The following is a 14634-nucleotide window of genomic DNA, read 5'->3' as shown; positions in this document are numbered from 1 at the left end:
CACTGGCGCGGTCACAGGCGCAGTGACCGGCGCAACCGGTTCCTGATGAAGCTCGGGAGCAGGCGACGCAGGCGCCGGGCTGGACGGAGCCGAAGACGGCTCCGCAGGCGCGACTGGCGCGTCGGCAACCTCCGGCGGCGACGCGGGCTGAGCCGGCGTGGCGGGNNGCGGAGGGGATTTTTTCTTGAAGAAGCGGCTAAACATGGGTAACAAGTATATTCGTATCGTCGGGGGCCAATACAGGCGCACCCCCATCGCCGTGCCCGACGTGGAGACGCTGCGTCCCACGCCCGACCGGGTCCGCGAAACGCTTTTCAACTGGTTGACGCACCTGTGGGGCGGCGAGTTCGCCGACAAGCAGGTGCTGGATCTTTTTGCCGGCAGCGGCGCCCTGGGCTTCGAGGCGGCCTCGCGCGGCGTGGCGCATGTGCAGATGGTCGAGCGGGACAGGACCGCCGCGTCCGCGCTGCGGACACTGCGCGACAAGCTCAAAGCCGACATGATACGCATCCATGTGGGCGATGCGATGCAGGTCGCCGAACGGATGGATGCGTCCCGGTTTGACCTCATCCTGCTGGATCCACCCTTTGGACAGGGCTGGTTGCCGCGCCTGTGGCCGATCCTGCCGGGCATTCTGACCGATCATGGACTAGTCTATGTCGAGGCGGAATCCGCCATCGAAGCCCCCGAAGGATTCCAGATTCTGCGGCAGGATAAGGCCGGCGCCGTCCACTTCCATCTTCTGGAATTTGCTGCGTTGCGCAAATCGATCAATAATCCGGCTTCGGAGGATGGTGTACACCACTAATAACGGTACGGAGCTCGCATGATCATCGCTGTTTATCCCGGCACTTTCGACCCGCTGACCAGGGGCCACGAGGACCTGGTTCGCCGTGCAGCCACGCTTTTCGACAAAGTCGTGGTGGGGATCGCCACTAGCCGCAACAAGAAGCCCTTCTTCAGCATCGACGAGCGCGTGGATATCGCGCGCGAAGTGCTGGGGCACTATCCCAACGTGGAAGTGCAAAGCTTTGGCGGCCTGCTCAAGGACTTCGTGCGCGAACAGAATGGCCGCGTCATCGTGCGCGGGCTGCGCGCCGTGTCCGACTTCGAATACGAATTCCAGATGGCCGGCATGAACCGCCATCTGCTGCCCGACGTCGAAACGCTCTTCATGACGCCGTCCGACCAGTACCAGTTCATCTCGGGCACCATCGTCCGCGAAATCGCCCAGCTTGGCGGCGACGTCAGCAAGTTCGTGTTCCCGTCGGTCGAGCGCTGGCTGCAGGAAAAGGCCAAGGAACGCCGCGAACAGTCCTGGCCGGGCTGAAGCCCCGTCTGCAACATCCCCGAAGGGGCGCGCAAGCGCCCTTTTCGCGCTTTCCGGGCCCCCGCCGCCCGGCGCTACAATGGCCGGGCCAATCGCCTTTCCGTTGCCCATCATGGCCCTGACCATCACCGAAGAATGCATCAATTGCGACGTTTGCGAGCCCCAGTGCCCGAACGACGCGATCTCCATGGGCGAGGACTACTACGTCATCGACCCCGACCGGTGCACGGAATGCGTCGGCCATCATGACGAGCCCCAGTGCAAGGTGGTCTGTCCCGTGGAATGCATCGAGCTGCACCCGCAATGGAATGAAGGCCAGGAACAGCTCATGGCCAAGTACCGCCGCCTGACCGGTGCCGCATGAGCGACGCGGCGCCGCCCAGCATCAACCTTTCCCCTTCCCCGCACCACGCCCGCCGCGACATCTCCGCGTCCGCGGTCGCTGCCGGGCTGGTCGCCGTCCTGGTCAGCTTTGGCGGCACCGCCGTGCTGATGGTGCAGGCCGGCCATGCCGCCGGCCTCGATGCCGCGCGCATTGGCTCCTGGATCGGCTCGCTGAGCCTGGTGCTGGGCCTGGGCGGCGCGTTCTACAGCCTGCGCACGGGCCTGCCCGTGGTCATGGCGTGGTCCACGCCCGGCGCGGCGCTGCTGGTCACCGCGCTGGCAGGCGTCCCCTTCAATGAAGCCGTCGGCGCCTTCGTGCTGGCAGCCGGCTTGACGCTGGCCTGCGGGCTGTTCGGCTGGATCGATCCCATCCTGCGCCGCATTCCCGGCGAGGTCGCCGCCGCCATGCTGGCCGGCGTGCTGCTCAATTTCGGCATGGGCATCTTCAGCAACATCAACAAGCAGCCCGCGCTGGTGCTGGCCATGTGCGCCGCCTACCTGCTGTGCCGCCGCTGGGCGCCGCGTTACGCGGTGCTGGTGGTGATGGCCGTGGCGGTGGCCATGGCGGCCGGAATGGGCCTCATGCAGATCGACCAGCTGGATTGGCGCCTGACCGAATTCGTGTGGACCACGCCCGCCTTCAGCGCGCAGGCCGCGGTCAGCCTTGGCATTCCGCTCTTTGTCGTGGCCATGGCCTCGCAAAACCTGCCCGGTCTGGCCATCCTGCAGGCCGCAGGCTACCGTCCGCCCGCATCGCGCCTGGTCGCCGCCACCGGCCTGCTGGGCCTGGTGGCCGCCCCCTTCGGCGCGCACAGCGTCACCATGGGCGCGATCAGCGCGGCCATCTGCACCGGGCCCGAAGCGCATCCCGATCCGGGCAAGCGCTACATCGCTGCCGCCACCTACGGCGTCAGCTACGTCGCGCTCAGCATCGTCGCCGGTGCGGTTGCGGTCTTTTTCCAGGCGCTGCCCGCCGCGCTGCTGGCCGCGCTGGCCGGACTGGCGCTGCTGGGCACCATCATGGGCGGCATGGCGGCAGCCATGGCCAACCCGCAACGGCGCGAAGCCGCGCTCATCACGCTGCTGGCGACGGCGTCGGGATTCAGTTTCTGGGGAATTGGATCGGCCTTCTGGGGCCTCGCGGCGGGCCTCTTGGCCCACACCGCTTTCGAATACAAGCGCGCCCGAGCGGGCGCTTGAAAACCGGCGCTGGCCGCGTTCAGACCGGCCAGGCGGACACGGGCGTGTCCGGGTGCACCTTCATGATGCGGCAAGGCACCTGCACGAAGTTCGAGATCCAGGCCGCGGCCAGCTCGCCTTCGTCGACGACGTCGATGGTCTGCTCGCCAACCAGCATGCTGTAGCGCACGCTGTCGTCGTCTTCGATCACGTCCAGCGGAATGTCCATGCGCAACATGCCCGGCGCCTTCAGCACCAGATAGCCCAGACGCAGCTCCACCGACACCTCGGCCAGCCGGGGGCATAGCTCGCGGTTCAACCACTGCCCCGAATCATTGGCCACCAGCCACTGGCGGTGATAGCCGGCTGCTTGGGCCTGCGTCGTCACGCCGCATTCGGCGATCGGCTGGAACTGTTCTGCGCTCATTTGCCCAGCAATCCTTTCAAGGCCTTGTCCACCGCGGCGCCGCTTTTGCCCTTGCCGGAGACCGCTTCCTTGAGCTTGTTCTCCAGGCTGCGCTTCAGAATGCCGCCGATGGCGTCCTTCCAGAGCAGCGTGTACGAGGGGTTGTCGAACGGGCCCTTGAAGTGGACGGGAATAGTCACGTCCTTCAGATCGATCAGTTCCTTGCCGTCGGGATTGGCCGCCGGGTTGATGACCCGCGCGCGGGCCACCAGATCCAGCTCGCTCTTCACGAAATCGATGGTGGCAGGATCGCCCTGCGTGACGCGCAGCAGCGGCGACACGAAGTTCAGGCGCTTCACGGTAGCAATGCCCTTGGCGATCGCGAAGTCCGCGTCCAGTTCCGAGAACTGCGTCTGCTTGCCCGTGTCCGCAGCCACCGTTTCGTTCTGCGCATCCGGCGAGAAGCGGGCTTTCAGGTCGCGCAACGTCTGAGTCAGATCGATGCCCTTCACGGCGCCATCCCGCAGCTTCAATTGCAACGTGCCGCCCAGGCCGCTCTTCATCGCGTAGACGTTGGCGCCGCCGGTCTTCAGGTCAAGCGACAGGTTGCCCGTGCCGCTCAGCACGTTGCGCTTGGCCAGGTCCACCAGCAGCGGTTCGATTGCGATGCCGGCCAGCGTCATCTTGGTGGCGATCTGATTGCCCTGCGCCGCGTCCACCGACAGCGCCCCCGCCAGCTTGCCGCCGTAGAGGCCTGCCGCGAGGTCGGAGATGTCGAGCTTGCCCTTGTCCAGCTTGACCGAGGCCGAGACTTCGTCGGCCTTCAGGCCGCGGACCACCAGCTTGCCCACCTTCAACGTGCCGTTGACGCTGGGGCCGACCAGCGCCGACAGGTTGATCGTGTCATCGACCGGTGCGGCGGGCGCCGGGGCCGGCGCGGGCTTGCTGTCATCCTTCTTGCCGTCTGCGGGCGGCTTGGGCGGCGCAGCCACTACGGGCGGCACCAGCTTGTCCAGATCCAGCGTGTCCACGACCAGCGCGAACTTCATCTGCGGCGTGTCGGTCAGCTTCGTGATGTCAGCGCTGAGGTCGAACTTGCCGCCTTCCAGCACCGCGTTGATCTTGCTGGTGGCCTGATCCTTGAGCAGGTCCACCGTCAGGCTGCCGATCACCGGAATCTGCAGGCTGCCCTTGGGCAGGCCAGGATCGGTGATGTTCACGTCGCCACGCAGCGCCGACATGGCGCCGCTGCGCATCAACAAGTTCAAGCTGAGCGGCGACGCGAAATTCAGCTTCACCACACGGTCGCCCTTCTTGGACGTGCTGTCCAGCTTGGCTTCCTTGATATCCAGTTCACCGGCGTTTCCGCTGATGCCGTTCAGACCGAAGCTGGCATCCAGGCCGCTGATCCGCACCCGGCCCGTCAGGGCCTCGCCGGTAGCCGACGCGGGGGAAATATTGAGCGCCGGCGCATCGACAGCCAGTTCGAAGGGGCCATCAACCACGCCGCCCTTGGCGCGCACGGCAAGCTTTTCGATCTGGAGTTGGCTCTTGTGCGGATCGATCGCCAGCTTGGGGATCGCCACGCTGGCTTCCACATTGGTCGCCTTGGCCGAGGGTTCGGTCACGTCGCCCTGGAACAGCAGTTCCAGCCCGCCGACGTCCAGCGCGGACTTCTGGCCGTTGAACGCCAGGTTGCCCCGCATCACCAGGCTCTTGGCCTCGGCGCCGGGCAGCTTGCCGTCCATGCGCAGGTCCAGCCGCTGCGCGGCATAGCGCTTGGCGGAAGGATCGAGCGTCAGCAGCGCCTGGCCGGTCAGGTTGGCATCCACGCGCGGATAGCCGCCTTCGACGCGCGCCGTCATGCGCACGTCGAACGGCTGGTTGAACGTGACGCGGCCGGTGTTGGCGTTGATGCGCGTGAACGCGACCGCCATGCCCGTTATCGCGTCCTGCAGCTGCACTTCGCCGTCCTTCAGGTCCAGGCCGGCGATGTCGATCTGCATGTTGTTGCGCGTCGGCGGCATGTTGCCGCTGGTGATCGCCTGCGCCGCGGTCTGGGCCGCGCCGACCAAAGCTTCCGCCGGGTTGCTGGGCGAATCGGTGACCGGCTGCGTGCCGCCGACCAGATTGCTGAAATTGAATTGGCCCTGCTTGTCCCGCACGACGCGCGCCTTCAGCCCGCTGATGGCAACGTGGTCCACGACAAAGCTGTTCGACAGCAGCGGCCACACGGCGACGGCAAGGCGCGTGCTTTCAATGGAGGCAAATGTGTCGGTGCTATTGGGTTCGGAGAGGGATACGCCCTGCACGTACAGGCCGATCCGCGGGAAGAGCGATAGCTCGATCTCGCCGTCGATCGTCAACGTGCGTTGATAGCGTTCCTGGACAAGCTCTTCCAGCTTGTACTTGTACGCGTTGGGGTCGAATGTCAGCAAGAAGATGGCCAGGCCGACGACGGCCACGACAACCAACACTACCAGGCCTATCAAAATGCGCTTGAACCACGTTTTCATTGCTGCCCCGTCGGTACCTCGACTGGAAATCCTTGATACCGCCCACCGCGCAGCGCGCGGGGAAGGTGCGTTGCCGGCGGAGGACCGCTGGCCTATTGAACTGTCTGCAATCCTGGGCTTGCCTGTCAGGTTTGCCTTGTCGGGCTTGCCCGGACCGGCTTGCCTCGACCGACTTGCCATTCAGAGGCTTGCCTTTCAGGGCGTGTCCTCGCTCCTGCCGAGCCTGCGGCATGGGCGCCAAAGGAAGGTGCTACCGAGGAAGGCCTGCTGAAGACGCCGGTAACCCAGCGTGCAGATAACCGCTATCGTAACAAATCAGGCCGATCAGCGGGATCGGCCAAGCTGACGGCTTCCTGACCGGCGGATTGTAGGACTAGAATGCTTGATCGATCAATTATTGATGCGTCCAACAATGACCGCCCCCGCCCCCACTTCTCCACACTCGCCCGGCCAGATCCTGCCCTTCCGGCAAACCCTGCTGGCCATGCTGGGCATGTGCTTCGTGATGATGCTGGTCGCCATCGATCAGACCGTGGTGGGCACCGCGCTGCCCACCATTGTGGCGGAACTGCGCGGCTTCGAACTGTATGCATGGGTAGCGACGTCTTACCTGCTGACGTCCGTCATCACCGTGCCGATCTTCGGGCGGCTGGGCGATTACTACGGCCGCAAACCCTTCGTCGTGGCCGCCATCGTGCTGTTCACCCTGGCATCGGTCCTGTGCGGCGCCGCCGACACGATGCTCGAACTGGTGCTGGCGCGGGCGCTGCAGGGTATTGGCGGCGGCATGCTGGTCGGCACCGCCTTCGCCTGTATTCCCGATCTGTTCCCAGATCCCCACGTACGTCTACGCTGGCAGGTCATGCTCAGCGCCGCCTTCGGCATCGCCAACGCGGTCGGTCCCACGCTCGGCGGCGCCCTGACGGAACACTACGGCTGGCGCTCCGTCTTCTACGTCAACCTGCCCATCGGCATCCTGGGCCTGTGGTTCGTCGCCCGCTACTTGCCGCACCTGCGTAACCAGAGTCCGGGTAAGGTCCGGCTGGACTGGCAGGGTGCGATCTTGATCGCCGTGGCGCTGGGGACCATGCAGTTGCTCGTGGAACTCCTTCCCAAGGACGGCTTCACGCCCTCCCTCGTGATGCTGGGCGCCGGCAGCATCGCCGCCTTCGCCGCCCTGATCTGGTGGGAACGCCGCTGCCCGCATCCGCTCCTGCCCCTGGACATGTTCCGCAATCGCGGCCTAGCCATGCTCTTCACCCTGGCCCTGCTAGTCGGCGTGACGATGTATTCCCTGCTTTTCTACGCGCCCCTGCTTCTGCAAGGCGGCTTCGGGCTGTCGCCCCAGCAGGCGGGCCTGCTCATCACGCCCATGGTCGTCTTCATCACCGTCGGCAGCATCGTCAACGGCCGCATCATCACGCGCATCCGCAACCCCAACCGCATGCTGTACGCCGGCTTCATTCTCATGGCGCTGTCGTGCCTGGGCATCGTCACCACGCACAACTACACGTCGCACCTGCTGATCGGCGCCTACATGACGATGGCCGGCCTGGGCATGGGCTTCATCATGCCGAACCTGACCGTCTTCGCCCAGCAGACCGCGGGCCGAAGCCACCTGGGCATCGCCACGGCGCTGCTGCAATCCCTGCGCATGATCGGCGGCATGCTGGGCACCGCCGTCGTCGGCACCATGGTCAGCCACAGCTACTTCAGCGGCGTCGAATCCACCCTGCGCGGCGCCTCCGCCCAGTGGCTGCCCAAGCTCAACGACCCGCAGATGCTGGTCAACCCGGCGGCCCAGACCGAGTTCCTGGCACAATTGGCCCATCAAGGCCAGGACGGAACGTCGCTCATCGAAATCGCGCGCATCGCGCTGGTGGGCGCCATCCACGAAGGGCAACTCATCGCCCTCGCCGTCGCCGTCTTCGCACTCTGGTGCGTGCGGCGCGTGCCCCTGGTGCAACTGGTCCGGCCATCCAAACCGGAGCCCGCCGGCGTCGGAGAGTAGCTTTTGCCCAAACAACAACAAGGCCTGCAAGTCATCCAGCACATGGGCCAAACGTATCGCGTGATGCAGAGCGCCTTCAGTAGCAAGGTGGGTCATGCGTTGCCGCGGTGGCGAATTCTGCTGGCGTTGCATGAAAATGGGCAGTGCTCGCAGAAGCATCTGGCCGAGCGCTGCCGGCTGGATCCGGCTTCATTGACGCGGCAATTGCAGGCGATGCAGAAGCTGGGGTGGATTTCCCGGGCGGTGGATGCGGACGATAACCGGCTGACGAATGCGACGCTGACGGCTGCCGGACAGGCGGTGGTGAATGAGGCGTTGCCGAAGCGGGCTCAGTTTTTTGAGGAGTCGCTTAAAGGGCTGTCAGCCGCGGATGTGGATACGCTGAATCGGGTGTTGAGCGTGTTGGAGGAGAATTTTGTCAGGGCGGCGGGGGAAAGGAACACCTGACGGACGCCGCCTCCTCGCGCGCAGCACTTTATTCATAAGTCCCCTCCATTGGTAATCAGGTCTTGACGTCAGCCTCGTGCAGATCGCTGGGGCGCGAGCACTTCAGCGCCAAGCGCTAGATTCCTTAGAAGCGACGCCACAGTGACCACCCCAGTGAACATTCCGACTGCGCGAAATCGTCGTGCCGCGCCGACCGTACCGTGTTCTTCTTCTCTGCGGAAAAAGGCTGCACAAGCAAAAATGCGGCGGCAGTCATCAACATCGGTAGCACCGGCGATGACACGCGGACGATGACTTCAAGTGTCTCGGCCCGGTCCCGAGTGTGTTCATAATTGCCACTCCCCCGGCAATCCCTCCCGTAAAAGCGATGAAGTCGGAAGTAGAATTTTCTCGTTGAGGAGTTCTACCGCATGAAGAAGTCGAGACGTACGGATAACACGGAAGATGGAAAGCCGATGGCCGACAGACCAACCTCGCTCGCCCCTGCTCCACAAGGCTACGCCGACTGGCTGGCCGATCTGAAGGGGCGCATCCACACCGCACAGCAACGTGCGGCGCTGGCGGTCAACCGGGAACTGGTAAGCCTGTACTGGCAAATCGGCCACGACATTCTGGCGCGACAGGCAGAACAGGGGTGGGGAGCCAAGGTGATCGATCGGTTGGCGCACGACTTACGCACCGCCTTCCCGGAGATGAAAGGCTTCTCGCCGCGCAATCTCAAGTACATGCGGGCGTTTGCCGAGGCCTGGCCGGACGCCGAAATTGTGCAGCAGGTTGCTGCACAATTGCCCTGGGGGCACAACCTGGTATTGCTGGACCGCCTGAAAGCGCCGACAGAGCGCCTAGCGTATGCCCGCGCCGCCATCGAATATGGCTGGTCGCGCAACGTGTTGAACATCCATATCGAAACCCGCCTACTGGAGCGCACCGGCAAAGCCGTCACCAATTTCGATCAGCGCCTGCCTGCACCGCAGTCCGATTTGGCTATCGAGTCGCTGAAAGACCCGTACCGCTTCGATTTCCTTGGGCTGGGGGAGAAAGCACAGGAACGCGAGATCGAAAAAGCGCTGGTGCAGCACGTCACCGATTTCCTGCTGGAGTTGGGCGCGGGCTTTGCTTTCGTCGGGCGGCAGGTGTTGCTGAACGTGGGTGGCGAGGAGTTCTTCATCGACCTGTTGTTCTACCACCTCAAGCTGCGCTGCTATGTGGTGATCGAACTGAAGGCGGGCAAGTTCCAGCCCGAACACCTGGGGCAATTGGGCTTTTACCTGACGGCGGTGGATCGGCAGGTGAAGCACGCGCAGGACAATCCGAGCATTGGCCTGCTGCTGTGCAAGAGCAAGAACAAGGTGGTGGCCGAGTACGCCCTGGGTGACAAGTCGCAGCCGATGGGCATCGCCGAATACAAGCTGGTGGAGTCCCTGCCGCAAGAGCTGCAAACTGGCCTGCCGACGATCGAACAGATCGAGCGAGAGCTGGGAAAGCCACTGGATGATGGCGCCGAGGAATGATGTGCTGACCCTCGAGGTGGATGTCACCGGCATCACTACCTATCAGGCCAACCTGCACACCTACCAATTGCTGCGCTATGGCGTGCCGGCGAAGATCGCGGCGGGCCAATCGCATGAGACTGTGCAGTTGATCGACTGGGCGCAGCCCGGTTGATATGGGCAACGGCAACCCATTTCCAACTTCGGAGGCAGCCGCCCGGGCGCGGCCCGAGCGACTGCCATGCGCTTAGCAGCACATCCAAACGTACGAAGAAAGATCAGACGTTAAACAAGAAATTCATCACATCGCCATCCTGCACGATGTATTCCTTGCCTTCCGCGCGCATCTTGCCCGCTTCCTTCGCGCCCTGCTCACCCTTGTAAGTGATGTAGTCCTCGTACGAGATGGTCTGCGCGCGGATGAAGCCGCGTTCGAAGTCGGTGTGGATGACGCCGGCGGCTTGGGGCGCGGTGGCGCCGATGGCCACGGTCCAGGCGCGGACTTCCTTCACGCCGGCGGTGAAGTACGTTTGCAAACCCAGCAGCTTGAAGGCGGCGCGGATCAGGCGGTTCAGGCCCGGTTCTTCCATGCCCATGTCCTTCAGGAAGGCTTCGCGGTCGGCGTCGTCGAGGTCGACGATTTCGGATTCGATGGCGGCGCAGATGGCCACGACGGGCGCGTTGCGGGCGGCGGCGAATTCGGTCAGGCGGTCGAGCAGCGGGTTGTTGGTGAAGCCGTCGTCAGCGACGTTGCCCACGTACATCGCGCGCTTGGCGGTGATGAAGCAGAGCTGGGCGATGTCGGCCTTTTCTTCGGTGGTCAGGTCCAGCGCGCGGATGGGCTTGGCTTCGTTGAGCTGGGCGATGCACTTTTCCAGCACGGCGACGATGCGTTGCGATTCCTTGTCGCCCGAGCGCGCGGTCTTCTGGTGGCGTTGCAGGGCCTTTTCGGCGGTCTGCAGGTCGGCCAGGGCCAGTTCGGTTTCGATGACTTCGATGTCGGCGATCGGGTCGACCTTGCCGGCGACGTGGATCACGTTGGGATCTTCGAAGCAGCGCACGACGTTGACGATGGCGTCGGTTTCGCGGATGTGCGAGAGGAACTGGTTGCCCAGGCCTTCGCCCTTGCTCGCGCCAGCGACCAGGCCCGCGATGTCGACGAATTCGACGGTGGCGGACAGGATGCGTTCGGGCTTGACGATTTCAGCCAGCTTCTGCAGGCGCGGATCCGGCACTTCGACGACGCCGACGTTGGGCTCGATGGTGCAGAACGGATAGTTCTCGGCGGCGATGCCGGCGCGGGTCAGAGCGTTGAAGAGTGTCGATTTGCCAACGTTGGGCAGGCCGACGATGCCGCATTGCAGAGCCATGGGAATCCTGTGTAAGTACGGTATTGAGCGTTAACGGCGTAGTTTACCCCGGCGGGGTGACACGACGCCTTATGGGCGGGGGTGATGCGGCCCCGAAGTGACCTTGAGGCGATCCTGCTGCGGTACGAAGAACGGAGCCGCGAGTTGCCGTCATCCGACCGCCCAGCCCCCTCCCTTCGGACCGGGCGCCGCGCGTCGGGCGCCGCGCGCCGCGGCCGCGCAACTTAACCCGCCGCCGTCGGCGCGTAGCGCATGACCAGCCAGATCATCAAAATCGGCCCGGCATTGAACGCCGAGTGCAGCAAAATCGCCGCCCCGATGCCGCGCCGCACGCGCATCCATCCCAGCACCAGGCCGGTCAGCCATTGCGGCAGCACCAGCAGCGGCAGCAGCCAGTACGGCGTCTTGTTGTAGACGAAGTTGGTGAGGTGAACCGCTGCAAACGTCAGCGCGATCAGATGGAACACAACGCCATAGTGCTGCAGGTAATACCTGCGCCAGCTCGTGTCCCAGCCTTTCAGCGGCTCGGGGCGCGCGCGCAGCCCCCACACCGCCAGCAGAATGAACGCAGCCAACAGTAACCCCGTCCAGAGCTTCGGCCCCCACAGCACGACGGGCACCAGCGCGGGGATCAGCCACAACGCCTGGCGCGGCCGGCGCAGGCCGTAGCGGAACAGCATCTCTTCGACCAGCGGCGCCCACAGCACCGCGGTCAGCCACGGAATGTTGTGGGGATCCAGGCGATGCGAGACGCCGCCGAGCCCGGCCGCGACAACGGCCACTGGCCCCAGCGCAAAAAGATTGATGACCCACAGCACGGCGGCCCAGGCCAGGAGGCGTCCCGGTCCGATACCCGGCCACCAGTCGGCGGCCAGCCCGCTGCCGCCGGCCCGGTTCGGCAGGCGCGACAGCGGATGCGGATGGCGGATGAAGCGCCAGAAGTCGGCGATCTCGCTGCGAAAGCGCATCTTCCCGTTGGGCTGGCGCTTTGTCATCAGGACTCGTTGCCGCTATGCAGCTGGCGGGTGGCGAGCGCGAAGTCGCCGGTCAGCATCGACGGCACGACGGCGCGGCAGCGGTCGATGACGGCTTCGATTTCCTTTTGCTCTTCGCGGCGCGGCGGGTGCAGGACAAAGTCGGCGACCTGCTGCGCCAAGCCCAGCGTGCGCGGGTGGCCGATGCCGATGCGCAGGCGCCAGAAGTTCGGGCTGCCGAGCGCGGCCTGGATGTCCTTCAGGCCGTTGTGGCCGGCGTGGCCGCCGCCCTGCTTGAGCTTGACCTGACCGGGCATGAGATCCAGTTCGTCGTGCAGCACCAGCACTTCTTCGGGCGTCAGCTTGTAGAAGCGCGCCAGCGCGCCGACCGCCTGGCCGGAACGGTTCATGTAGGTGCTGGGCTTGAGCAGCAGGACGTTGTCCGCGCCCAGGCGCGATTTGGCCACCATGCCGAAAAAGGACTTCTCTAGCGCAAAAGAAGTGCGCAGATCGTCCGCCAGATGGTCGGCCAGCCAGAAGCCGGCGTTGTGCCGCGTGGTTTCGTAGTCGGGACCTGGATTACCCAGTCCCACGATGAGGCGTATGGGAGTAGACATGATGGGGGTGTTTAAACCAAAAAACCCTGCGCATGCAAATGCACACGCAGGGTTTCGGGCGTAAGCCGCGGGAAAGCCGCAAGGGCTTTCCTGCAGGACTTAGGCAGCCGGAGCAGCTTCTTCGGCGTCGTCGGCAGCGGCAGCGCCACCCTTGGTGACCGCGGCGGCCAGCAGGGGGTTGTCTTCACCGCCGTGGGGGACGTACGTCACGCCCATGGGCAGCTTGATGTCGGCCAAGTGGATCGAACCGCCGGCCAGGACGTCAGCCAGGTTCACTTCGATGAACTGGGGCAGAGCCGACGGCAGGCAGGTGATTTCCAGTTCGGTCGTCACGTGGCTGATGATGGCGCCGCTCAGCTTCACAGCCGGCGAGATTTCAGCGTTCACGAAGTGCAGCGGCACCTTGGTGCGCAGGGCCTGGTTGGCGTCAACGCGCTGGAAGTCCACGTGCAGGACTTGCGGCTTGTAGGCGTGCCATTGAACCGAACGCAGCAGAACTTGCTCATCCTTGGCGCCTTCGAGCTGCATTTGCAGGATCGATGCGTGGAATTCTTCCTTGCGCAGCGCGTGGTAGATCTCGTTGTGGTCGAGTTCGATGTTCAGGGGGGCAGCCGTACCACCATAAACAATGGCGGGAACGCGGCCCGCGCGGCGCAGGCGGCGGCTCGCACTCGAACCCTGGACGCTACGCGCAGTGGCAGTAAATTTCATGGATAACTCCGAAACAATAAAGGTGAAGCAACTTCACCGGTTGAATTCACGGCGCGCAAAGGGCGCGCCGTGCTTGTTTGCGCCTTGCCGCGACCAGCGAGGCGCAAAGAACTGCAAATGTGGGCTGTGGCCCGATCAACGCCTACGCGTCAATCGACGAACAGCGAGCTGACCGATTCGGCGTTGGAAATACGCAGGATGGTCTCGCCCAGCAGCGCGGCGCACGACAGCTGGCGGATCTTGCCGCTGGCCTGGCCTTGCTCGGAGAGCGGAATGGTGTCGGTGACGACGAGTTCGTCGAGTTCCGACGCTTCGATGCGGTCGATGGCGCCGCCCGAGAGCACGGGGTGCGTGCAATAGGCGTAAACGGCGCCGGCGCCGCGGTCTTTCAGGGCCTGGGCCGCCTTGCACAGCGTGCCGGCGGTGTCGACCATGTCGTCCATGATGATGCAGGTGCGGCCGTCGACTTCACCGATGATGTTCATCACTTCCGACACGTTGGCGCGCGGACGGCGCTTGTCGATGATGGCCAGATCGGCTTCAAGCTGCTTGGCCAGCGCGCGGGCACGAACCACGCCGCCGATGTCCGGTGACACCACGACCAGGTTCGAGAAATTGCGGCGCCAGATGTCGCCCAGCAGGATCGGACCGGCGTAGATGTTGTCCACGGGAATGTCGAAGAAACCCTGGATCTGGTCGGCGTGCAGGTCCATGGTCAGGACACGGTCAACGCCAGCCACTTGCAGCATGTTGGCCACGACCTTGGCCGAGATGGCCACGCGCGCCGAACGCGGGCGGCGGTCCTGGCGGGCATAGCCAAAGTAGGGAATCGCGGCGGTGATGCGGCCGGCCGACGCGCGGCGCAGGGCATCGACCATCACCATGATTTCCATCAGGTTGTCGTTCGTAGGCGCACAGGTGGGCTGCAGGACGAAGACGTCTTTACCCCGCACGTTCTCGTTGATCTCGACCATCACCTCGCCGTCCGAAAAACGACCGACGGTCATCTTTCCCAGGGACATGTCGAGGTGGTTGACTACGTCCACGGCCAGCCGAGTGTTGGCGGTGCCCGTGAAAATCATGAAGCTATCGTTTGCCATGATGGATGATGCGATGGTCGTTTGAGACACTAACGATTGATGCGAATGATGCGGGGTGATACCCGGGGTGACTTGGACAAGCACGTTCAACTTGCACCA

At 64.3% G+C, this 14634-nt stretch carries 15 protein-coding genes; 8 read left to right on the top strand and 7 right to left on the bottom strand.

The window, feature by feature from the left end; genetic code table 11:
- The first annotated feature begins 202 nt into the window (after positions 1–202).
- The 4 genes from rsmD (at position 203) to B3446_RS25370 (ending at position 2914) form a co-directional block, all read left to right on the top strand.
- Positions 203–808, top strand: a complete 606-nt coding sequence (rsmD, locus tag B3446_RS25385; protein WP_191578044.1) for a 16S rRNA (guanine(966)-N(2))-methyltransferase RsmD — start codon at positions 203–205, stop codon at positions 806–808.
- A gap of 18 nt (positions 809–826) precedes the next feature.
- Positions 827–1330 (top strand): pantetheine-phosphate adenylyltransferase, encoded by a 504-nt coding sequence (gene coaD, locus B3446_RS25380; protein ID WP_056325406.1) that lies wholly within the window; start codon positions 827–829, stop codon positions 1328–1330.
- A gap of 112 nt (positions 1331–1442) precedes the next feature.
- Positions 1443–1694 (top strand): YfhL family 4Fe-4S dicluster ferredoxin, encoded by a 252-nt coding sequence (locus B3446_RS25375; RefSeq protein WP_006391351.1) that lies wholly within the window; start codon positions 1443–1445, stop codon positions 1692–1694.
- Positions 1691–2914 (top strand): benzoate/H(+) symporter BenE family transporter, encoded by a 1224-nt coding sequence (locus B3446_RS25370; RefSeq protein ID WP_291386623.1) that lies wholly within the window; start codon positions 1691–1693, stop codon positions 2912–2914. The genes B3446_RS25375 and B3446_RS25370 overlap by 4 nt, the downstream gene beginning before the upstream one ends.
- 19 nt (positions 2915–2933) lie before the next feature.
- Here B3446_RS25370 and B3446_RS25365 read toward each other — a convergent pair whose 3' ends face one another.
- Together B3446_RS25365 and B3446_RS25360 are read right to left on the bottom strand one after the other, a co-directional pair.
- A complete protein-coding gene (locus tag B3446_RS25365; protein WP_191577953.1) occupies positions 2934–3320 on the bottom strand; it encodes an MOSC N-terminal beta barrel domain-containing protein in 387 nt (128 codons plus the stop codon).
- Positions 3317–5815: an AsmA family protein gene (locus tag B3446_RS25360; RefSeq protein ID WP_291386620.1), complete on the bottom strand. Its 2499-nt coding sequence runs from the start codon at positions 5813–5815 to the stop codon at positions 3317–3319. The genes B3446_RS25365 and B3446_RS25360 overlap by 4 nt, the downstream gene beginning before the upstream one ends.
- Positions 5816–6227: 412 nt before the next feature.
- On the opposite strand from B3446_RS25360, the gene B3446_RS25355 reads away from it, so the two are divergent.
- The 4 genes from B3446_RS25355 (at position 6228) to B3446_RS25340 (ending at position 9938) form a co-directional block, all read left to right on the top strand.
- Positions 6228–7826: an MDR family MFS transporter gene (locus tag B3446_RS25355; protein WP_291386618.1), complete on the top strand. Its 1599-nt coding sequence runs from the start codon at positions 6228–6230 to the stop codon at positions 7824–7826.
- A gap of 3 nt (positions 7827–7829) precedes the next feature.
- Positions 7830–8273, top strand: a complete 444-nt coding sequence (locus B3446_RS25350) for a MarR family winged helix-turn-helix transcriptional regulator (protein WP_191577956.1) — start codon at positions 7830–7832, stop codon at positions 8271–8273.
- Between the two features lie 455 nt (positions 8274–8728).
- Positions 8729–9784, top strand: coding sequence for a PDDEXK nuclease domain-containing protein (locus B3446_RS25345; protein WP_291386627.1), 1056 nt, complete (start codon positions 8729–8731; stop codon positions 9782–9784).
- A 1-nt stretch (position 9785) separates the two neighbouring features.
- Positions 9786–9938: a hypothetical protein gene (locus tag B3446_RS25340; RefSeq protein WP_291386615.1), complete on the top strand. Its 153-nt coding sequence runs from the start codon at positions 9786–9788 to the stop codon at positions 9936–9938.
- Between the two features lie 103 nt (positions 9939–10041).
- On the opposite strand, the gene ychF is transcribed toward B3446_RS25340, so the two are convergent.
- The 5 genes from ychF to B3446_RS25315 form a co-directional block, all read right to left on the bottom strand.
- On the bottom strand, positions 10042–11133 hold the full coding sequence (gene ychF / locus B3446_RS25335) for a redox-regulated ATPase YchF (protein ID WP_175122546.1): 1092 nt from the start codon (positions 11131–11133) through the stop codon (positions 10042–10044).
- A 224-nt stretch (positions 11134–11357) separates the two neighbouring features.
- Positions 11358–12128 carry a type II CAAX prenyl endopeptidase Rce1 family protein gene (locus B3446_RS25330; RefSeq protein WP_291386613.1) on the bottom strand — a complete coding sequence of 257 codons (771 nt, stop codon included), beginning with the start codon at positions 12126–12128 and terminating at the stop codon, positions 11358–11360.
- Entirely contained in the window at positions 12128–12724 is a 597-nt protein-coding gene (pth, locus tag B3446_RS25325; protein WP_291386611.1) for an aminoacyl-tRNA hydrolase, read from the bottom strand. The genes B3446_RS25330 and pth overlap by 1 nt, the downstream gene beginning before the upstream one ends.
- 99 nt (positions 12725–12823) lie before the next feature.
- Complete coding sequence (locus tag B3446_RS25320; protein ID WP_175122543.1) at positions 12824–13435, bottom strand: 50S ribosomal protein L25/general stress protein Ctc; 612 nt, start codon at positions 13433–13435, stop codon at positions 12824–12826.
- A 149-nt stretch (positions 13436–13584) separates the two neighbouring features.
- A complete protein-coding gene (locus tag B3446_RS25315) occupies positions 13585–14535 on the bottom strand; it encodes a ribose-phosphate pyrophosphokinase (RefSeq protein ID WP_006227587.1) in 951 nt (316 codons plus the stop codon).
- Positions 14536–14634 lie beyond the last annotated feature (99 nt).

The organism is Achromobacter sp. UBA5777 (assembly GCF_002418565.1).
GTDB lineage: Bacteria > Pseudomonadota > Gammaproteobacteria > Burkholderiales > Burkholderiaceae_B > Achromobacter > Achromobacter animicus.
This window is presented reverse-complemented; position numbering and strand designations above follow the sequence as displayed.